18 protein-coding genes, 3 pseudogenes and 3 CRISPR repeat arrays are annotated in these 19,744 nt (G+C 68.9%); of the genes and pseudogenes, 8 read left to right on the plus strand and 13 right to left on the minus strand.

Annotated elements, in window-relative coordinates:
• Window positions 1–313: 313 nt before the first annotated feature.
• A pseudogene (locus IE267_RS34570) lies at window positions 314–1,117 on the minus strand (M55 family metallopeptidase).
• A 116-nt stretch (window positions 1,118–1,233) separates the two neighbouring features.
• Between IE267_RS34570 and IE267_RS34575 the strand changes: the two are divergent.
• The 3 genes and pseudogenes from IE267_RS34575 to IE267_RS39950 all read left to right on the plus strand — a co-directional run.
• Window positions 1,234–2,098: pseudogene (locus tag IE267_RS34575) on the plus strand (IS5 family transposase).
• A complete protein-coding gene (locus IE267_RS34580) occupies window positions 2,095–2,493 on the plus strand; it encodes a hypothetical protein (protein WP_189765893.1) in 399 nt (132 codons plus the stop codon). Before IE267_RS34575 ends, IE267_RS34580 begins: the two are co-directional and overlap by 4 nt.
• Window positions 2,494–2,498: 5 nt before the next feature.
• Window positions 2,499–2,651: pseudogene (locus tag IE267_RS39950) on the plus strand (IS630 family transposase); the annotation flags it as partial.
• A gap of 2 nt (window positions 2,652–2,653) precedes the next feature.
• On the opposite strand, the gene IE267_RS34585 reads toward IE267_RS39950, so the two are convergent.
• A complete protein-coding gene (locus IE267_RS34585; protein WP_189765894.1) occupies window positions 2,654–2,890 on the minus strand; it encodes a hypothetical protein in 237 nt (78 codons plus the stop codon).
• Window positions 2,891–3,015: 125 nt separating this feature from the next.
• On the opposite strand from IE267_RS34585, the gene IE267_RS34590 reads away from it, so the two are divergent.
• Window positions 3,016–3,270 carry a hypothetical protein gene (locus IE267_RS34590; protein WP_189765895.1) on the plus strand — a complete coding sequence of 85 codons (255 nt, stop codon included), beginning with the start codon at window positions 3,016–3,018 and terminating at the stop codon, window positions 3,268–3,270.
• A gap of 4 nt (window positions 3,271–3,274) precedes the next feature.
• A complete protein-coding gene (locus IE267_RS34595; protein ID WP_189765896.1) occupies window positions 3,275–3,643 on the plus strand; it encodes a toxin Doc in 369 nt (122 codons plus the stop codon).
• A gap of 548 nt (window positions 3,644–4,191) precedes the next feature.
• Here IE267_RS34595 and IE267_RS34600 read toward each other — a convergent pair.
• From IE267_RS34600 to casA, 9 genes are all read right to left on the minus strand, one after another.
• Window positions 4,192–4,749, minus strand: coding sequence for a DciA family protein (locus tag IE267_RS34600; RefSeq protein ID WP_229861589.1), 558 nt, complete (start codon window positions 4,747–4,749; stop codon window positions 4,192–4,194).
• Window positions 4,746–5,204, minus strand: coding sequence for a hypothetical protein (locus tag IE267_RS34605; protein ID WP_229861590.1), 459 nt, complete (start codon window positions 5,202–5,204; stop codon window positions 4,746–4,748). Before IE267_RS34605 ends, IE267_RS34600 begins: the two co-directional genes overlap by 4 nt.
• Before the next feature lie 63 nt (window positions 5,205–5,267).
• Window positions 5,268–6,272: direct repeats of the CRISPR family, unit length 29 nt; unit sequence CGGAACACCCCCGCACCGGCGGGGAGAAC.
• 32 nt (window positions 6,273–6,304) lie between these two features.
• Complete coding sequence (cas2e, locus tag IE267_RS34610; protein ID WP_189765897.1) at window positions 6,305–6,616, minus strand: type I-E CRISPR-associated endoribonuclease Cas2e; 312 nt, start codon at window positions 6,614–6,616, stop codon at window positions 6,305–6,307.
• A gap of 1 nt (window position 6,617) precedes the next feature.
• Complete coding sequence (gene cas1e / locus IE267_RS34615; RefSeq protein WP_189765936.1) at window positions 6,618–7,541, minus strand: type I-E CRISPR-associated endonuclease Cas1e; 924 nt, start codon at window positions 7,539–7,541, stop codon at window positions 6,618–6,620.
• Window positions 7,542–7,597: 56 nt separating this feature from the next.
• Window positions 7,598–8,254: a type I-E CRISPR-associated protein Cas6/Cse3/CasE gene (locus tag IE267_RS34620; RefSeq protein WP_189765898.1), complete on the minus strand. Its 657-nt coding sequence runs from the start codon at window positions 8,252–8,254 to the stop codon at window positions 7,598–7,600.
• A complete protein-coding gene (gene cas5e / locus IE267_RS34625) occupies window positions 8,251–9,033 on the minus strand; it encodes a type I-E CRISPR-associated protein Cas5/CasD (protein ID WP_189765899.1) in 783 nt (260 codons plus the stop codon). Before cas5e ends, IE267_RS34620 begins: the two co-directional genes overlap by 4 nt.
• Window positions 9,030–10,154 carry a type I-E CRISPR-associated protein Cas7/Cse4/CasC gene (gene cas7e / locus IE267_RS34630; RefSeq protein ID WP_189765900.1) on the minus strand — a complete coding sequence of 375 codons (1,125 nt, stop codon included), beginning with the start codon at window positions 10,152–10,154 and terminating at the stop codon, window positions 9,030–9,032. The genes cas5e and cas7e overlap by 4 nt, the downstream gene beginning before the upstream one ends.
• Window positions 10,154–10,807, minus strand: coding sequence for a type I-E CRISPR-associated protein Cse2/CasB (casB, locus tag IE267_RS34635; protein ID WP_229861591.1), 654 nt, complete (start codon window positions 10,805–10,807; stop codon window positions 10,154–10,156). The genes cas7e and casB overlap by 1 nt, the downstream gene beginning before the upstream one ends.
• A 32-nt stretch (window positions 10,808–10,839) precedes the next feature.
• Complete coding sequence (gene casA / locus IE267_RS34640) at window positions 10,840–12,414, minus strand: type I-E CRISPR-associated protein Cse1/CasA (RefSeq protein ID WP_189765901.1); 1,575 nt, start codon at window positions 12,412–12,414, stop codon at window positions 10,840–10,842.
• A 236-nt stretch (window positions 12,415–12,650) separates the two neighbouring features.
• Here casA and IE267_RS34645 point away from each other — a divergent pair, with 236 nt between their 5' ends.
• A complete protein-coding gene (locus IE267_RS34645; RefSeq protein ID WP_189765903.1) occupies window positions 12,651–12,842 on the plus strand; it encodes a hypothetical protein in 192 nt (63 codons plus the stop codon).
• A 157-nt stretch (window positions 12,843–12,999) separates the two neighbouring features.
• Here IE267_RS34645 and cas3 read toward each other — a convergent pair whose 3' ends face one another.
• The gene (cas3, locus tag IE267_RS34650; protein ID WP_229861592.1) at window positions 13,000–15,846 is read right to left on the minus strand and encodes a CRISPR-associated helicase Cas3'; all 2,847 of its coding nucleotides are present in this window, start codon (window positions 15,844–15,846) and stop codon (window positions 13,000–13,002) included.
• Between the two features lie 170 nt (window positions 15,847–16,016).
• Window positions 16,017–17,326: direct repeats of the CRISPR family, unit length 29 nt; unit sequence GTCCGTCCCGCCGACGCGGGGGTGATCCG.
• A 139-nt stretch (window positions 17,327–17,465) separates the two neighbouring features.
• Here cas3 and IE267_RS34655 point away from each other — a divergent pair.
• Together IE267_RS34655 and IE267_RS34660 are read left to right on the plus strand one after the other, a co-directional pair.
• Window positions 17,466–17,834 carry a hypothetical protein gene (locus tag IE267_RS34655; RefSeq protein WP_189765905.1) on the plus strand — a complete coding sequence of 123 codons (369 nt, stop codon included), beginning with the start codon at window positions 17,466–17,468 and terminating at the stop codon, window positions 17,832–17,834.
• Window positions 17,831–18,526: a nucleotidyl transferase AbiEii/AbiGii toxin family protein gene (locus IE267_RS34660; protein WP_189765907.1), complete on the plus strand. Its 696-nt coding sequence runs from the start codon at window positions 17,831–17,833 to the stop codon at window positions 18,524–18,526. The genes IE267_RS34655 and IE267_RS34660 overlap by 4 nt, the downstream gene beginning before the upstream one ends.
• Window positions 18,527–18,691: 165 nt before the next feature.
• On the opposite strand, the gene IE267_RS40535 is transcribed toward IE267_RS34660, so the two are convergent.
• Window positions 18,692–19,180 carry an HD domain-containing protein gene (locus IE267_RS40535; RefSeq protein ID WP_373304627.1) on the minus strand — a complete coding sequence of 163 codons (489 nt, stop codon included), beginning with the start codon at window positions 19,178–19,180 and terminating at the stop codon, window positions 18,692–18,694.
• Window positions 19,181–19,252: 72 nt separating this feature from the next.
• Window positions 19,253–19,708: a CRISPR direct-repeat array (repeat unit 29 nt; unit sequence GTCCGTCCCGCCGACGCGGGGGTGATCCG).
• Window positions 19,709–19,744: the final 36 nt, after the last annotated feature.

A 19,744-nucleotide genomic window follows, 5' to 3' on the forward strand; every position in this document is an offset into this window, starting at 1 on the left:
GTCCTCGGTCTCGGCCAGCGAGGCCGTGAGGTCTTCGATCTGGCTGCGTAGTTCCCCGGCTGGGCAGTGGCCTCGTCCTACTGGGCCTGGAGGCTGGCGAATCCTTCTTGGCGCGCTTCCGCTGAACGCCGCTCGTCCGATGCCGCACCCGGGGCGAGCGGAGGGTACGGCGGCCCAGGAGGTACAGGGCGTGCGACCGCCTCTGGACGCGCGGGTTCAGAACCGGGCCGGAGCGCTTCCGTCTGCTCGTGAGTGATTACGAGTTCAAGAGCCAAACCCGAGTGAAAATTGCGTGGTACGCACTAACCCCGAACTAGCTGGGCTTAATGCTCGCAAGCTGTACGAGCAGCAGGACAAGCCTGTAGGCGTCGGTGAAGTCGGCGACCATGAAGGTGACCGCCCGGGCTCCCTCAGCCCGTTCAACACCTGGCACGAGTGTCGTCAGGTCAACCATATATGGGCTGTACAGGTCGACCTCGACCTCAAGCGGTCCGGCGAGGGCGAGAGGAGCGACCAGCCCCTGTTGCTTGATAGCCGTCTGCAGCCGCCTGCTGGAGGCGCTCTCGGGCTTCCTCTGGGTGAAGTGCCACCGCGGCGGTCTGACCGAGGGCTTGTTTGACCGCGACCGTGACAGCCGAGAGCACCAGATCACTCAGTTCGGCGCAGGCAATGTCATCGCCACTGAGCAACACCACCGGCACACCCAAATCTCCGGCCATAGCAGCGTTGAGGCCGATCTCGCCCATGGAATGTCCGCCTACGCGTACGTCCAGGATGGCGTCACTCATGGTGTGTGCCAGTACGGCTGGACCGGCGCCGGCACGGGCGTGGTAGCCCAAGAACATCACCGCGTCCGTGTGTTCGTCGAGCCCACCGAGCATGCCCAGGGGGCGGGGTTTCCACGAACGAGTCGAGCCCGTCGGTCAAGCTCCTCCGGCAGCAAGTTGCGGAAAGGCCCGTGCGCGTCGGTGACCCAGACCTCAGCCGCGGGCTCGGCGGCCAGGACACCTGCGATCACGGAGTTCGTCTCAGCCGTCATCAACGCACGGCCTCGCTCGTAGTCGTAGTGATCCGGATTCGTCTCGGCGGGATGCACGATCCCCGAGATGCCCTCCATATCAACAGATATCAGCACCTTCAGTGGTCGTTAAGTCCGACTTCTCATCGTTCGTGATCGCTCGATCGTGGTACTGATCGCGGTCCGGGCTGCTCGATGGGCATGTCCATGTTGAGATGCGGGGCGTGATGAGAGAGCCGTATCTCAGCGATTTGTCGGATGGTCAGTGGGTGTTGATCGAGCCGATGATCACGGCCTGGAAACAGGGCCGGGTGGCGCGGTCGGCGACCGGGGATCCGGGGTCGTGTGACCTGAGGGAGGTCGTGAACGCGATCTTCTATCAGAACCGGACGGGTTGTCAGTGGAAGATGCTGCCCCATGATCTGCCGGCCTGGTCGGCGGTGTTCTACTACTTCAGGTTGTGGCGCGAGGACGGGCTTGACCAGCGAATTCAGGAGCTCCTGCGCCGCCAGGTCAGGGAGAAGGCCCGCCGATTAGAGGACCCGTCCCTCGTGATCATCGACACCCAGTCCGTGCGCGCCGCGGCGGGTGTCCCCAGAACCACGACGGGGCTGGACGCGAACAAGAAGGTCTCGGGGCGCAAGCGGGGACTGGCCGTCGACGTGCTGGGGCTGATCATCGGCGTCGTCGTCATGGCTGCCTCGGCGCACGACAACGCCGCCGGCATCGCCTTGCTCGACCAGGCCGCCGAGCGGTGCGGAATGCGCCTGGAGAAAAGCCTTGGTCGACCAAGGCTTCAAGGAAGCGGTCATCGTTCACGGCGCACTGCTGGACATCGGCGTCGAGGTCGTCCGCCGCAACCCCGCTGACCAGGGCAAAGGGTTCGTCCCGCAGCCCAAGCGGTGGGTGGTCGAGCAGACGAACGGCACGCTGATGCTCCACCGGCGTCTGACCCGTGAGTACGACCACCGGCCCGACACCTCCGCCTCGCGCGTCTACTGGGCCTCCACCGCCAACATGGCCCGGCGCCTCACCACGCCCACACCGGCCCGGCGCGACACCATCGGGCTGGCCGCGTGAACATCACCGACCTCTTGGTGGACCTCCACCTCCGGGAGAACGAGACCACGGCCCGGGCAGACGAACTACGCCGTCAGATCGCGCACTTCACCGCCGCCCTCACCGAGACCGAGGGCCGACCCGCGGACCTGGCCACCACCGCCAAGGTCATTGCCGAACTCGCACCTACCGGGGCCGACCCCGATCCGCCCGAGTCGAGCACCGCCTACCAGGCCATCGTCGACGCCTTCAACCAGCACCCCGACCAGGCATTCCGAGCCCGCGAGCTGCACGAACTCCTCGACATGCCCACCGACGAAGCATCCGTCAACATCACCCGCAGCCGCCTCGGACGACTCACCCGCCAAGGTTTCCTCACCCAACCCGGACGAGGCCGCTACCGGAAACGGACTTAACGTCCACTCAGACCCGGGCCCTGCACGCCTACCTGCGCTGGCGCAACCGAGACGCACGCCACCCCGACGTCCTCGCCGCCCAACGACGCGAACGCGCCCGCATCCGTAGTGAGAGAGGCGTCCGCTTCGGCGGACGGACCCGTACTGAAGCGGCCTGACCTCACCGCACGGACCACCGGAACTGTTCGTCCGGGTCCTCCCGCCGCTCCAGCACTCCCGCGGCAGCCAGTTGCAACAGCACCTCATGCAGAGCGTTCCCCAACGGGTTATCCGTCCAGAACACTCCTTTGACCTGTGTGAACGTCTGGGACTCGCTGAAGATACTCAGCGAGCGGCCCACCCCGAAGGCGGCACCGTCCCAGTCCGTCCACTCAGCCAGCCCCTCAGAAAGATCCACGGAACGATCCTGCCAGCACAGCATCAGACCCGGCGAACCTTTCCCGTCACCGTACTAGGCACGGACAAGTGCGGATGTGTCGATTCCCTTCGTTGGCGTACGGCAGGTGCTGTACGTTGGGGTGTATGGGTGAGAAGACGGAGAAGATCACCATTCGGGTCAGCGCCGAGACCGCTGAGCGGCTGAAGCTGCGTGCGGAGGCGGAGCAGACAACGGTCACCGCGCTGTTGACCGAGGTCGCCGAGCGTGACCCCCGGCTGGAGCTGGCGGCAGCGCGTTTTCGCGAGCTGCAGAAGTCGTCCCTGGTGGCTGAGTTCGCGGCCGCGTTCCCCGAGGAGGAACCCGACACCAGCCAGGGATCCGGGTCGAAGGCTGCCTGAACCAGTGGAGCTGTACATCGACGTGGCCTGGCTCCTTGAGCAGCAGGCCGAGTTCCTGCCCAAGGCCCTGGAGGTCAGTGACTTCTCCGGCCTCGTCGCAGCGGTCGCACGCCACAAGGTAAACACGCCCCGACTCGGCTACCTGCCGGACGCCTCCTGGCGCGCGGCCGCCCTCTTCCACGAAATCGTCAGCGTGCGCCCCCTGCCCGCACGCAACCCCACCTTCGCCGCACTCATCGCCATCTCCTACATGCAGGCCTCCGGCGAAACACTTACCGAGCCCTACGGCGGCTTCATCCAACTCGCCCACGACGTACGCGCCGGAGCTGACGTCTTCACCTGCGCCGACACCATCCGCAACTGGCGCCTCTAACCCACAACCCGGCCGGTCACCTCCCGAGACCAGACCAACTCCCCCGGACTTTGCGGCACTACACCGAACAGCACAGCGGACCGAGGGGGGGCGCGGGCGATGTCCGTGGGCCGCTTCTGCTTCCCGCGCGCGCGGGGATGGACCCAGGTGGGATATCGCTCGCATCCGGATCACCGGCTGCTCCCCGCGCACGCGGGGATGGGCCCGACCGGCACGGCGGGCCGCGAGCGTCCCGGGACTGCTCCCCGCGCACGCGGGGATGGAGGACGCACCGTTGGGATGTAGCCCACCCCGTGGCACGACTGCTCTTCGCGCGTGTGGGGATAGTCCCGAGTGCTCGCACTCGCGGGGCCGCACCTCTTCGCACCCTCGGCGCGGGCCCGGCGCACCGCGGCGGCTCGTTTGCGACGGCTTGACGGCGCGCTATACGCGGGCCTGGCGGATCAGGTCCGGCTCATCCCTCCGGAACCGCAGGCGCGGCTCAGCTCGCGCATCGCGTTGGTTTGCCGCGCCACGGCTGCCGCGATCGTCGGGGCCAGCTGCGGGGGCTAGAATGCCTGGTGGTGCGCGTCGATTGCGCGGTGGTAGCCCGCGGGTGGTGCCCGGCGCTCCACCGTGGCAGCGGGCATCGTTGGCTGCGCGGCCGAAGTGATGAGGCTGGCCTTCACGCGCGCGGACGCCAGGACGTGAACGGTGCGGACCCTCGCACCGTTAACCCGCGAGTGGGCTGCCGCGAGCAGCTTCGGCGCGCTCCACCGCAGTTGAGTGCCGTAGGCGGGGCTGTCGCGAGCGACGTCCAGGCGTCCGGTGTCCGGGGCGAAGGCGACGGCCTTCACGTGTCCGGTGAGCTCGGGCGCGGCCGCGGCGACGATGGCGTCGAACTGGGCGAGGACGCTGCCGCCGGCGGCCGGGGCGACCATGCCGCGCTCGGTCATCATCGTCGTGATCGCCGCACCAAGCCCGAGAGGCTCGCGTCCCTCGCGACGCACCGTCGTGCCGGTGCGCCGCTTCGGCTCTCTTGCCGAGGCGCCGTTCTTCTTCGCCGTCTCTTGGGCGGCGAGCAGGGCCTGGCGGGCGAGGTCGACACCGCTCATCTCGGTGCTCACACGATCACTTCTTCCGCAGTGTCGTCGGTCAGCGGGCGGGCGGCGAGCTCGGGCAGCCGGTCCGTCCGCGGCGCGGAGGCGGCCTGTCTGGTCCGGGCGGCAGCCTGCTCGCGCAGCTGGCGCAGGCGCGTCGCGAGCAGGCACTCGGCAGCGCGCTCGCGGGCGGTGTCGGCGGCCTTCGTCGCCGCGGCGACGGCGTCCGCACCGGTCGGGTTATGCCTCAACCAGCGCCGCCCCTGCTCGGTCCTGTAGGCCCGCCGGACCTCAACGCCGGCTTCCTCCGTCCGGGCCAGCCGCCCCAGCGCACTGCGGCGGAACTCCACCAGCGCCTCCTCCACCGCCCGCAGCGGGCCGAAGGCGAGCACGGACGCCGCGCCGATCGGATCGGCGTCCAGCTCGCCGAACAGAGCCGAGTCCAGGAACACCCGCAGGGCGCGCTCGATGTCGCCCGCCAACGAGGCCTCCTCCCGCACCGGCGGGGAGAACGCGACCTCGATGCCCGGCGCGATCCCGCTGGGCGGAACACCCCCGCACCAGCGGGGAGAACAACTGGACGGGCTTCTGCACGATGTCGTGGACCGGAACACCCCCGCACCGGCGGGGAGAACCCAGGCGCCTTCGCTTGCAGACGCAGGACATCCGGAACACCCCCGCACCGGCGGGGAGAACTCGAGTTCGCCCGCGCGGTCGAGGTACCCGACCGGAACACCCCCGCACCGGCGGGGAGAACGGGCGGCGGCCGGCGAGCGAGTCGAGCCAGTTCGGAACACCCCCGCACCGGCGGGGAGAACTCGGCCGTTCAACCTCTCCCCGGTCATGGTCGAGGAACACCCCCGCACCGGCGGGGAGAACTCCCGGGTGGGCGGCCGGTACGCGCACTCCAAAGGAACACCCCCGCACCGGCGGGGAGAACATCAGCACCGTGCCGGAGGGGCCCATCTTGGCCGGAACACCCCCGCACCGGCGGGGAGAACCCTAGGCGGCTATGCGGGCCGGCCGCCGGTTTCGGAACACCCCCGCACCGGCGGGGAGAACGTTCCTGACCCCGGCCCGCTGGTTCTGGATGGCGGAACACCCCCGCACCGGCGGGGAGAACTCGTCGAACGGCTCGCGAAGCTGGGTGAGGATCGGAACACCCCCGCACCGGCGGGGAGAACTCGTGGCTTGGCCGGGGAAGATCAGAATTCGCCGGAACACCCCCGCACCGGCGGGGAGAACTCGCGCTCCACCTTGAGCACGTTCGGAAGCGGCGGAACACCCCCGCACCGGCGGGGAGAACTCGCGCTCCACCTTGAGCACGTTCGGAAGCGGCGGAACACCCCCGCACCGGCGGGGAGAACTCCCAACCCCCCGCCGCCACGCCGTCCCACGGCGGAACACCCCCGCACCGGCGGGGAGAACCCCTCTGCGGCAAGCGAATCGAGGTCTTCGTCCGGAACACCCCCGCACCGGCGGGGAGAACGGGTACTGCTCGCCCGAACGAAGGACGCGGAGCGGAACACCCCCGCACCGGCGGGGAGAACTCTTTCTGACCTGCACAGTTAGGGAGCCTTTGCTATTCCTTTGCTAGGTGTCGGGTTGGGAGTGCTGTCATTTTCATCAGGGTGAGGCCGTCAAAGTCTGTTGGGACGCGTCGCCGGGCCCCTGCTGTGTGGATGGCGTACCCCTGTTCGGTGGGGGCTGGGTGGATGAGGATGGCTGCGCCGTTGCCGACGACAGCGCTGGTGGCTTCCCAGAGTTCGTCGCGGACGCGTGCGGAGACACTGCCGACGAAGATTCCAGGGACGACTTCGGTGGTCCATCGGCTGAGGGCGCCTCTGAGGTGGTCGGGGACCGCTGTGGTGGCGAGGACGACCATGGACGGCATATCAGCTTTCCCCGGTGCCGTAGTTGACACCGGCGGGGAGAACACCGGAGCGGGGATCCCATAGGTGGACCATAGGAACGTCGTGCCGCTCGGGCGGATCAGCGCCGTCCGTTTGCCGGGTGAGGAGGTGCTGGATGTCACCGATGATGCGTGGCAGGAGGCGGAAGAGACGGAGTTCTTCGCGGAACTTGCGGCGGGCATCTTGTTCGGGGTTCGGTGATTGGTGGAGGGAAAAGGCGACGGGGAGAGTGGTGTTGGCCTTGTAGAGGTCGGCGATGTCGTAGACGAAGGCGTGTTGAGTGCCGGTGTGCACGAAGCCGAGGGCGGGTGAGCAGCCGAGTGCGAGGAGGGCTGCGTGGACGATGCCGTACAGGCAGGTGTTGGCTGAGGACAGGGCGAGGTTGACGGGGTCTTGCTGGTCCCACTGGGTGGGGTGGTAGTTGCGACGGAAGCGTCCGATGCCGTGCTGTTGGGCGAGGATGCGGTAGAGCGCCTTCATGCGCTGGCCTTCCATCCCGCGTAGTTGCTCCAGGGTGGTGCCGCTGGGCACCTCGTCGTCGAAGCGCATGCGGTACATGCGGATGGCGGTGGCGAGGCGCTGGTCGGGGTCGGCCCAGGCGGTGACGTGTTGTTCGAGCCAGTGGGTGGTGAGGGAGTCTGCCAGGATGCCGGCGTAGGTGCGGACGCCGCCGGCTCCTGTGCAGACGACACTGGTGCCGTGGCGGGCCAGGGTGGCCAGGGCGCGGGTGGTGATGGATACGCCGGGGCCGAGCAGGAGGCAGGACAGGGCGGCGGTGGGGATGTAGACGGTGTCGGTGCGGTGGTCTTCGGTCTGGATCTGCGCGCAGACGCCGGTGTCGTCCTGGACGATGCGGACCATGTCGAGGTAGAGGAAGGACAGGGAGTCCGCGACGCGGGGCAGCATGGCGAGGGTGGGGGCGGCGAGCCGGGCCCGGGGGTCGCCGCCTCTGCGCGGGGCGCTCACCCGCGGGTGGAGGCTGGCGCGAGGGTGAGCAGGCCTGCTCCGTAGGGTTTGGCCCGGCCGATGCCTGTGAGCAGGGCGTGGGTGAGTGTGTCTGGGTCGGTGATGGTGGCGGTGCCGTCGTAGCGGGTGAGTGGTTGCCGCATGGGGGATGCGTTTTTGCCTCGGGGCCGTACGGGTTCGACGGTGGTGGGGGTGAGGGTGTTGAGGTGCAGGCCGGCGGTGGTTGCGCGGTGGTGCCACCACTGGTCGGCTTCGGCGCCGGTTAGGGCGATGATTTTCCCGCGGCGGCCTTTCTGTTCCAGGGGCAGGCGTTCGGTCTTGCTGGGGTTGACGGTGATCCGGTAGCGGACGCCGAGGCCGGGACGCAGGGCGGCGAACATCGGGGTGAGGTCTTTGAGTTCGGTGTATCCGTAGTCCGTGGGCAGGCGGCTGGGATCGATGGTGTGGGTGGCCTGGACCAGGACGGTGGTTGCGTGATCGGTCTGGTCGACGCGGAAGAGGAGCCCGCCGGCCTGACGGGGGCTGGCGCCGAGGCCGTCCGGGAGCAGACGCATGAGGGTTTTGTGCATCTGGGTGGCGTCACGCAGGTCGCGCTGGACATCGCGGCTGTGGGGGTTGAGTCGGACACGGGCGAGAGTGGCTGCGGTTGTCACGCGACGGACTCTTCCTGGGTGGCATAGGTGACGAGCTGCTGATGCAGCGGAGTGTGGAGGTCGAAAAGACGGGCAGGCAGCTGTTCCACGGTGCGGTGGACGATGCGCTTGGCGTGGACACGGTTGTGGGGGGCGAAGCTGACCGGGTTGTCGTGGAGGGCCATCTCCACGGCGTCTGCGGGCAGGGGCTTCGGGGGCCTTTCCCACACGAACTCCACCGCGACGTTTGCGGGATCCGCAGGTCCTGATGGGCGGCGGCCTGGTTCGGGGGCGCTGAGCGGGACCTGGTCGAGGAGTTCGGCCACCGGGTCGCTGACCCCGGTCCGCAGAAGCAGCGGTTCGTCCGGGACGCAGGAGCGTCGTCCGAGGAACGGAGCCCAATACGGAGCCGCGAGCGCGTCGCTGATGCGGGTGGTGGCCGCTTCGGGGCCGGTGACGGCGACGACGAACACTGCGTCGGCCAGGTAGTGGCGGCGGGTGATGACGGCAGCGCCCTTGTGTTTTCCGCCGCTGGTGGCCGGGGTGAGGGGGTCGGGGTAGCCGCCGCCGGCCGTGTGGTAGTCGACCAGCCGCACTCCGGGGCGGTCCACCCGCACCGTGAACTCCAGCTCCTCATACGGCTGCAGGCTGCTGCCGCGGGCTCTCCCTTCGGCGGCGGCGAACATCCCGATCAGAGCGGAGCGGGTGGGGAAGGAAGCGCTGTCGCGGTCTGGGGCGAACGCGGAGCGTTCGCCCCAGGACTGCAGCGGTCCGGCCAGCCGCAGTACCAGGCCGCTCACTGCTCCCGCTCCTGTTCCAGCGGTGCGGCCTGCAGAGCCGCGTCGATCAAGCCGGGGAACGAGTCGTGACGGGTTCCAAGGCCCTCCAGGGGTTGGGGGGTGATGGAGGCATGGCCGTGGAAGGGCCGGTTCCGCTCGCCTGTCAGCCGGTTCAGGGCAGCGGCGTATTCGGCCAGCGCGTTGCGGGAGGGGCCCGCGAAGCCGCCCGCGCCGTCGGCGGCAACCGGTGCCTCGAAGGCTCCCGCCAGCGACAGGGGCCGCTGGGTGCGCACCGCAACGTAGGCGAGGTCGGGGATGGTGTGCGGGGCGGTGCTGTTCTTCTTTGCCTGCGGCAGTGACATCAGGAATTGGTCGGCGAACGACGCCAGCACCGTGTGCGCGGCCTTGGTGTCGCCGTCCAGATTGGTGACCAGGTCCGCGATGTTGACGGTGGCGAAGCGGTAGAAGACACCGGCGCTGAACTCTGCCGTGTCCAGATGACCACTGCCGGTGTCGGCCGCACCGCTCCAGTCGTCGACCGCGGTGAAGTAGTCCCGCTGCGGTTCACTGGCGTGCGTGGTGAAAGCGTGGGCGACCTGGGCAGCGCCGTCGACGTTGGCACCCGGCAGCTCGGCGAGCATCCGCCCCAGCAGGCTGATGGAGGCGGTGCGCCGCTTGAGGACCTCCTCCACCTGGGCAGGCGGAAGAATCTGACCCGGCTTCGTCTTGCCTGCCGCCTGCTCCAGGGCGCCGCGGTGCTCGGCGCACAGCGCGGCCAGTTCCGCGATCGCGCTCTCGGGAAGGAACAGCAAGACCGACGTGTGCCCCGCCGCCTCGATACCCAGCCCCTTCTTCCCGGCGCTCACCGCGACCTGGCTGCCGGCGAACGCAGCCAGCTCGGCCGGCCACCCGGCCTCCTCAAGTGCTTCCTTGACCTTGGCCGGCACCCGTCGGGTCCGCGCCGCGATCTCCCCCAGCTCCTCCTCGACACCGTGGCGGATGACCCGCTTCCAGGACTGGCTGGAGACCCGGATGCGAGGAGCGTTCCCGTAGCGGACGGTCTTGGGTGAGCCGAGGTCATCGCGGTTCAGGTTCGCGGCCGGGACCGACTGCAGGGCATGCAAATCCAGGAACAGGGACATCAGTTGGACTCCTTCTGCTGCGCGCTGCGCTCTTCGTGGGTACGTACGCGGAAGTAGCTCTCCAGCCACCGCGTGGCGATCTTGTCGTGGCTGCGGTTCCACCAGGCGAGGTCCTCCAGCAGCACCGCCCAGTCGAGCGGGACGCCGCCCTTGAGGATTCGCTGGGTCAACGACGGCAGCCGCGGGTGGATGGAATGGCTGCTCTGGCGGGCCATCAGGTGCAGGTCGCCCTCGGCCGAGTCCGGCTTGAACAGGCCCTGACTGACGGCCTCGGCCAGCGAAGCCCCCAGATTGGGACGCTTCCACCACAGCCCGGGACCGCCCCCCTGTCCGGTGCCGGTGCCGGTGTCCTCGTCCGGCGCGGCGAGACCGGGGTCGCGGACGTCGCGGGGGCGGGCCGCGATCAGTGCGGCGATCGCGTAGTGGGCCCGGAGGGCCTCGGGGTGCAGCCCCTCCCTGATCCGCGGGACGAGATAGCGGTGGAGGTAGGTGCACTGCTCGACGGGGCGGCCCAGCCCCCGGCGCAGCTCGGCCCTGGCCTGGTTGTTGCTCGTGCACAGCCGCAGGATGGAGGCGACGAACGTGTCGCTCTCACGCGGCTTCTCACCCTCCTTGGGGGCAGTGGCCGGGGATTGGGGCATGGGTGTGGTCATCACGTGTCCTTGCCATTGCGCGGTGGACTGGTTCAGGAGTTGCGCAGCAGGGCGCGCAGGGTGGCGCGGGCCTTGCTGCGGGCGCGGGCGGTGCGCAGGTCGGCGCGGGCGCCGCCGAGCGCACGGTCAAGCGCGTCCAGGCCGGCATCCACGAAGTGGCGCAGGGGCGGGCTGTCCACGTGCTCGGGGGCGGCCAGGTCCCAGAAGAGACGCTCGGCGGCCGGCCAATAGGCCGCAGCGGCCGAACGTGCCCAGGGCCCGTACTTCTTCGGGTCCAGCTTCACCTTCGCTGAGAGGTCGGCCGGCGGATCATTGCTGAGTTTCCAGGCAAGCCGGGCCGCGTACTCCAGGCGCTGGGCGACGTCCTCAGCAGCTTGACGGCAGCGGCCCACATGCAACGCCATCGCCTCGTTGACTTCCTGCTGCCACTGAAGGACGGCCGGGGTGGTGGCCTCAAACCAGCTGCGGTCCCGCTGCTGGCCGTCCTGGTCAAACCCGTAGGCACGCACACGCAGGGACGGCAGCAGAGCGTGGGGAAGATTCTCCAAGGCCAGAGGCCGCTTCCCCGTGGGTGTACGAGACTTCAGCAGCAGAGCATCCATGTCACGCCACAAGGCACGCTGCCCGTCTGCAGGACGAGCGAACGGCTCGCCGCCGGCCCGCGGCATATCCAGGATGACGAACGGATCACGCGCGGCACGAGGCGGATGGTGAGTGGCCCAGGTGAGGTACGCGTCCGTGACCTGTCGGCAGTCAACGGAGGGAACCAGCAGCACCGCATGGCGCGCTCGCCCCGTCAGCAACCGTCCGGGCCAGGTCATCACCGGAGGCGGCCCCAACGGGTCGGGGAGCTCCTCCTCCCACGGACACCGGTCCTCCCCCTCCAGATCTCCCCCGCCGGGCACCGGCACAGCCAGCACCAGGGAGGTGAACAAGGTCCTCCCCCACGGATGGAAGGAAACCGTCTTACGCAGCGGGCCGGCGTCCCCGCTGCCCGCCCTCACCTGCGTGATTCTGCGCGGCGTGCACTGCCCGGACGGCCCGTAGTACAACTGCGCGATCAGATGCCAGGCCGCCTCCGCCGCATCGATCGGCACCGGATCCGTATCAGTGAAATGACCGAACAGCACAGCCCCGTTGACGCCGGTGGGCCGGCCCAGGACGAGCTTGTTCACCCCCGACGGATTGGGCCGGCCCTGTCCGTCCACACACTCCCGCAGCAGGCGCGGATCCTGCAGAAACGGCCGCTCCTTGTCGAACAGGTCGAACCGCCCAACGAGGGCCTCGTCGTCGAAGTAGGAGTCCACCGCCTTGCGGTCGAAGCTGCCGCCGGCCAGGACTTTATTCCTCAGGGCTAACCAGGCGTCGCCGTCCTCGGCCAGATCCTCGTCGTCCATCCGGGCACCATCGTGCCCGGCGATGCGTGCCGTGATCGCGGCCAGGATCCGCAGCAGCCCCGAGGCAGCAGGCGCCACCGGTAACTCCACATCCTCGACCTCACCGGCACGATGGAACAGTTCCCGCAGCCCGACACGTGAGGAAGCACCCCCCACCCGCACCGGAATCCACGGCTCCTCCCGCAGATCAAAACCCGCCCCGACACCCACCCCGCGGCTCCCCTCTCCGCCCACAGGCCATCAGCTCCCGCCAAGGCGGGCTAGTGCAGGACAGTGAAACAGCCGCCACTGACAATCGGGCGCGGATCGCGATGATTCACCTCTCCAAGTGAGTAGGCGCATACCGCCTTGTGATCACAGAGCCGTAGCAGCAACCATGCATACCCACAGGGCAGTTGGGTCTCGCAAAGGCCCGGTTGCCATCTCTCATGGGACAGGACCGTCTTATGACTGACCGCTCAGGCCGCTCCGATTTAGTGGCGTGCCCTTCCGATGCCGCCTGGCATCTGTTCGTGCTCATCGCCTTGGTCGTAGTCGTCATCGTGATCGTGATCGTGCAGCCTGCACCCGTAGTGGGCTCCGCGTGCGGTGTGATTCTTGTCGGCGCTGCGGAGGCACATCGCCGCTTCAAACGTTGACCCGCTGCTCAGGGGCGGCATCCAGCAAGTCGCCGGTGGACGCCGCCCCCGTCCTCCTCACCTCTGTGAGGGTGTCTCGTGAGTCGGCGCCGGGGCTATGCCTGCGGGTACCGCTTCCCTGCCGACGCAGGGGCATCGATCAGGACAGCACTTTGCGTCACCGGCGGACCAGGCCCAGCTCGTCGTCCAGCCAGATCTGCTTCCCGCCCACCACCACGGGCTGCGGCTGCCCGTCGTGTACCGGCTGCCGCAGCACGGCGAGGTCAGCGAGCAGCGGGTGGTCAGCCCAGTCGGGAGGGACCTGGTGGGTCTCATTGCTGCGGTCAATCCAGTCAGCCCTGATGGGGATGGTGCGTTTCATGACCGCGCGCACATCCTGGATGCCCATGCGCCCGTCCGGTCCAGGGCCCGGCAGCGGCAACCGTCCCTCCGCGTCGAACGTGAGGCCTGTATCGGCCTGCTGGTAGATGCACAGGACACGGACAGAATCCGCGCCGAGGCGGGTGGATAGCTCCCATTCGTCCTCGCTGCCCTCCATATGGTGCAGAGAGCCAAGGCTGGTCACGCTCCTGGCCCGGGGGATGGCCACCATGTCGGCGACACCGCGCTGAGCCAGAGCGTCCCCCACGTGCGCTGCCCACGCCGCCGATCGAGCAGGTGGTCTATCCCAGTCGAACCAGTCCCGGCGATCGCCATGCACGGCCTCCACCAGTTCCTGCACCTGGTCCGGGATCACCACAGGCTCACCTGCACGCTCAGCCAGCAGGGCGGAGGTTTCCGCCAGCAAGAACTCCGCATACACCGTGCCCCATTGAGGCGGCACCGAGCCCGTCCCGGCCAGCGGATCGAGCACCATCAGGCGCGGCCCGTGGCGAACAGCCCAGGCAGGTCGCTCACCGACAGGCCGGCCCCGCCTGGCCCAGTGATCCTCGTGCCGCCAGCACCGCCCGGCCCGCTGCAGCAACAAAGCCAGCGGCGCCAGATCACTGATCACCAAGTCCGCGTCCAAATCGAGGGACTGCTCGACCACTTGAGTCGCCACGATAATGCGCCGGCGCGGACGCGGCCCACCGCGCCCCATCCCCCGCGTCACCTCCAGCGTGCGGGCCTCACGCACATCGCCCGGAAAACGGGCATGCAACAGCGCCAGCTCCCCATCCTCCACGCCGCGGGGGAAGAACCGCTTCTTCAGATGACGGTAGGTGGACTGGGCCTCAGGAACCGTATTGCACACCACCAGAACACAGCCCCGGTCCTCGACCACCGGCTCCAGCAACCCCTCGATCACAGCCAGCCGTTCCCGGCCGGGCTCCGATCCGACCGGCTCCACCCGCACGTCGAGGTCCATACGCCGCTGGGCTGACTGCGCCCTGCGCGACCCCTCAGAGATCTCATGACACTTACCGCTGACCGCGTCCACGTACAGCCAGCCCGGGTACGGCGCCCGGAACGACCGCCTCTTCAGCTCAGAGAGAGCCTGACCGGCACCGCGCAGATACTCCTTGATCAGACGGTCACTCACCGACACCGGCAGCGTCGCCGACAACAAGATCACCGGAACCCCGTACGCCCCCAGCCAGTTCAGCAACCGCCCCAACAAAACCTGCATATAAGGGTCATAAGCATGAGCCTCATCCACAATGAACGTCTTCCCAGACAACGCCAGAAGCCGCAGCGCATTGTGCCGCGCCGGCAACACCGCCATCAGCGCCTGATCAATCGTCCCCACCACATACTGCGCCAGCAACGGCCGCTTGGCACCACGCAGCCACCGCCTCGGCCGCATCTCAGCCTGATACCGCGACGCCCCACCCGCCTGCCCCTCACCATCCCCCACCAGAACCGGAGAGCCCACAGCCAACTCCGCGTCGGCATACGCGCTGCTGAGCCAGGCCATGCTGTGCGTCAGAGTCAGCCCCGCACCCCGCCCGCCCTGCCGGGCCACAACCCCAGCCACCCGCTCATGCATCTGATCGCTGGTAGCCATCGTGGGCAACAGAAACGCGAACCCCCGCGTCCTGCACCGCCCAGACAGCACCCGCTCCGCTTCCAGAGCGCTCTCGGTCTTCCCATCCCCCGGCGCAGCCGTCACCAGCATGATCCCCGCCCCAGCGCCCCTACCGACGACCGACGAGAAATCCTCCATCACCGACTGCTGCAGCGCATTCGGCGACCCGCCGATCCCATACGCCTCAGCGAACCCCCGGCGCTCAAGATCGACACAGGCCAGCCCAGCCTCCTCCAGCAGACCCTCCGCATCCCGGCAGGAAACCGCGAAATGCTGCTCAAGCGAGACACCCAGAGACCGCTGACGCCCCCGCAGGTAATGCTCCTGACTCACCAGCCAGTCCGCCAAAATGACCAGCCCCGTCACCAGCACGCCCGCAGACGCCTTGAACTCACCAGGCAACCGCGGATCACCTAGCGCACCACACACCGCAGCCGCATGCACCACCCTCTGCCGAGCCCACGAAACACCCCCGAGCAACTCCGAATGAGCCGACCCACCCAACCGGCCCCACTCCAGCGACGAAAACCGCCCATGATGACCACCGACAACCTCAGCAAGGCGCCCCACCACATCACGCTCGTCCTCACCACCCAGACCGAGCGCAGCCAACACCGCAGGAAGCGCCTCCATCCCCGCAACATCATGCGGCAGCCGCTCCACACCGATCTTCCCCACATCACCGGTCAACCGACCACTGAGCCCATCCCTGCCACGCGCGTCGCAGAACTGAAAGCCCGACAGCTTCCCCAGATCATGCAACCCACCACACAACCCCACCAGCGCACGCGCCCGTTCCTCTTCACCCTCCAACCCCATACCCGCAGCGATCACCCGCCGCTGACTCTCCGACAGGTAGCGGTCCCACAGGCACAACGCCATCGCCGCGGTATCCAGCAAATGACGCACCAGCGGATACAACGGCAACGCCTGATCCAGCCCCCGCGACTTCGCCCACACCGACTCATCCGGCTCCTCGCCCAACCACCGCATCATCAGCACCCTCCCCGTGCAGCCGGCCCAACAACCCGGACCCCCAGCCAAGCACCCAGCACCGACAACACGCCCAGCACAGCGCTGTACCGTGCATCCATGAACCCAGCAGACGCCCCATCCCTTCATCTAAAGCAACGGCAAAGCCCCCGCTAGAGTGCAGGTCACGAAGAGTCCGTCCCGCCGACGCGGGGGTGATCCGTCACTGGAGAGCAATGTCTCAACCATCATGATGTCCGTCCCGCCGACGCGGGGGTGATCCGTTGTGGGCCTCGGCGATGTCGAGACTGTTCGGGTCCGTCCCGCCGACGCGGGGGTGATCCGATCGGTCTTGGTGATGCCGGAACAGTCCAAGGGTCCGTCCCGCCGACGCGGGGGTGATCCGCGGTCCGGACCCGCCTCAGCGATCCGGCGCAGGTCCGTCCCGCCGACGCGGGGGTGATCCGTCGAAAGGTGGAGCCTGCCGATCCTGCGGCCAGTCCGTCCCGCCGACGCGGGGGTGATCCGATGGCTCAGGAAACAAAGGATGTGCCCGGTGAGTCCGTCCCGCCGACGCGGGGGTGATCCGCCTGGGCCCGCCTCGCCCTCGACTGCTACGGGGTCCGTCCCGCCGACGCGGGGGTGATCCGGTCGCTCCGAGCGCGCCGTAGAAGCTGCCGGTGTCCGTCCCGCCGACGCGGGGGTGATCCGCCGCCGCGGCGCGGCTACCCGAGCCCGTACGGGTCCGTCCCGCCGACGCGGGGGTGATCCGATCTGGGCGGCCGCCAACCCGGCCATGGGCGAGTCCGTCCCGCCGACGCGGGGGTGATCCGCCGTTGGCGCTCATCGGGCGGCTCCCGCGGGTGTCCGTCCCGCCGACGCGGGGGTGATCCGGCAGCTGCATGGACAACGTTGGCGCTTCCCCAGTCCGTCCCGCCGACGCGGGGGTGATCCGCTTGCTATGCCGCTCTGTTCCCAGAGGCGCACGTCCGTCCCGCCGACGCGGGGGTGATCCGACCGGCGAGAGGTGGAACGGCCTGCCGTCTAGGTCCGTCCCGCCGACGCGGGGGTGATCCGCTCACGCCGTTGGACGACCGTCTTAACGGGTCGTCCGTCCCGCCGACGCGGGGGTGATCCGCAGATCTGGGCACAGGCGCTCGCCGGAGACCGGTCCGTCCCGCCGACGCGGGGGTGATCCGTCAGCGACGGCACCGAGCACCTGGTCCGCTTCGTCCGTCCCGCCGACGCGGGGGTGATCCTCCATTTCGTCACGTGGAGAAACCGAGGGACCCGTCCGTCCCGCCGACGCGGGGGTGATCCGCCCACACCGAAGCCCACGCCGAAACCGTCCGGGTCCGTCCCGCCGACGCGGGGGTGATCCGGCCGTCAGGGCCGCACACAGGCGCCTATGGTCGTCCGTCCCGCCGACGCGGGGGTGATCCGCCACCCGAGGAGCAGGCCGCCGCCCTGGCCCGGTCCGTCCCGCCGACGCGGAGGTGATCCGTTCCAGCTTCAGCTCACACAGCGCCGGACCGTGTCCGTCCCGCGACGCGGGGGTGCTCCGGTAGTTGATCGGGGAGTGAGCACCGGACCAGTTTGGTGTTCGTGGTGGTCGGCTCGGTCCGGCAGGCGATAATCGAAGTATGGCTGTTACGTCCTCCCGTTTGCAGGTGCCCAACGCCGGCGAGGTCCTGCGCGCCCGGTACACCCGGCGGCTGCCTGCCCGGCTGGAGGACCTGCGTGGTCCTGCACATGGCACGGTCGACCTGCCGCTGCATGTGGTTTGGTCGGGCAGGCGCTCCTTCGACGTGAGCGCCTTGCGTCCGCGGATGGGTCTGTACCGGACCGTCCTCGCCGAGGGGCAGCGGCAGGACGTGGTGGACTTCCTCAACCGGGACCTGCTCGTCGCCCAGTGGCCGGTGCTGCGGACCTTGATCAGCCGCCTGGTGCGTGACGTGTGGGAGGACGCCTTCCCCGAGCTGAGGTCTGTCCGGATCGCGACCGCCGTATGAACCTGACTGCTCTGCACCGTCGCCTGCTGGCCGACGTGCTCACCATCGGCACCCCCTACCCCCTGGTCATCACCGGCGGCTATGCAGTGCAAGCCCACGGGCTGGTCGAGCGCCTCAGTCAAGACCTCGACGTCGCCACCGAGAATCCCGCCCCCATGGGCGAGATCATCCGCACGGTCAGCGCCGGCCTCACCGGCCGCGGCTGGACCGTGCGGGAAATCGAGACCGACCCGCTGTCCGGACGGCTCATCGTTAGCGACCCCGACTCTGGTCAGGAATGCGAGGTCGACGTCCTCAAAGAAGCGTTCTGGGCGCCGCCCGCCGCGACCGAGTACGGCTTGGTCCTCTCTCTCGACGACGTGATCGGCACCAAGGTCCGGGCGCTGGCCGACCGAAGCGCGGTCCGTGACCTCATTGACGTTCACGCCGCCTCCCGCCACCGCACGACCGCAGACCTCGAAACCCTCGGCCGCCGCCACGCCCGCACCGAATTCGATCTTCACGAGCTGCGCGACCACCTCGCTGGCGCCGAATGGTGGGACGACCAGGCATTCTACGACTACGGCCTCACCCCGGATGAGCTCGATACCCTGCGGGCCTGGGCCAATGCCTGGACAGCCGACCTCAACACCCGCCTCCACGCCGAGACCGGCGACAACCCCAACTACCTTGACCTCGACGCCGATGAATAGAGGCGCGAAGGGCAACCGGGACGCCGGAGAGCGATATCCGCAGCAGGCGGGCGCGCCAAGCGCCGTACGGCACCTCACCTCTGAGTCGCTCGCGGCAGGACGCGGACGGCGCTGACCGCCTGGGTGGCGACAGTGTCTTTCGCCGCGGCGACGATCCGGGAACCGTCAGGCGCAACTGCGAAGTACGCGGGTGAGTCCGGGCGCAGGTCCGGCTGCCCGGTGTCCGCGTGGAAGGTGTTCGCCGTCACGTGCGCGGCCAGCTTCGGGGTCCTCCCCGCCGATGCGGGGGCGGGCTCGGCCCAGCAGTGCGGCCGGCCTGGTGGCCCGCGTCTGCCCCGCTGACGCGGGGGTGCTCCGCCGCCAGGTGGTTGGTGCGGGCGGAGTCGATGTCCTCCGCCGCTGACTTTCCGACAGGTAGCGGTCCCACAGGCACAACGCCATCGCCGCGGTATCCAGCAAATGACGCACCAGCGGATACAACGGCAACGCCTGATCCAGCCCCCGCGACTTCGCCCACACCGACTCATCTGGCTCTTCGCCCAACCACCGCATCATCAGCACCCTCCCCGTGCAGCCGGCCCAACAGCCCGGCCCCCCAGCCAAGCATCCAGCACCGACAAACACGCCCGGCCCAGCGCTGTACCGTGCATCCATGAACCCAGCAGCCGCCCCATCCCTTCATCTAAAGCAACGGCAAAGCCCCCGCTAGAGTGCAGGTCACGAAGAGTCCGTCCCGCCGACGCGGGGGTGATCCGGCCGACCACGAGCGGATTGTCTCGCTGAAACGGTCCGTCCCGCCGACGCGGGGGTGATCCGCGCCACGGCCAGGCCATGAGCGGGATCAGGCGGTCCGTCCCGCCGACGCGGGGGTGATCCGGCCTGCTCGTCGGGGTCGAGGGCGGTCACGGCGTCCGTCCCGCCGACGCGGGGGTGATCCGCCTCGTCGAACCCGTAGACGAGGCCATCGTCCGTCCGTCCCGCCGACGCGGGGGTGATCCGGTCATCACGGGCGCGGCGAACCAGGAACGCCTGTCCGTCCCGCCGACGCGGGGGTGATCCGTTCCTGCATGTGCGTACGCGAGCGAGCCAGGAGTCCGTCCCGCCGACGCGGGGGTGATCCGTCGAAGAGCAGCGAGAGAAACACATCGAGGCCGTCCGTCCCGCCGACGCGGGGGTGATCCGCCCCTCCCGAATAAGGGAGGGGCCAGCATTCCGTCC

Origin of the sequence: Streptomyces xanthochromogenes, assembly GCF_014650455.1 — a bacterium.
GTDB lineage: Bacteria > Actinomycetota > Actinomycetes > Streptomycetales > Streptomycetaceae > Streptomyces > Streptomyces xanthochromogenes.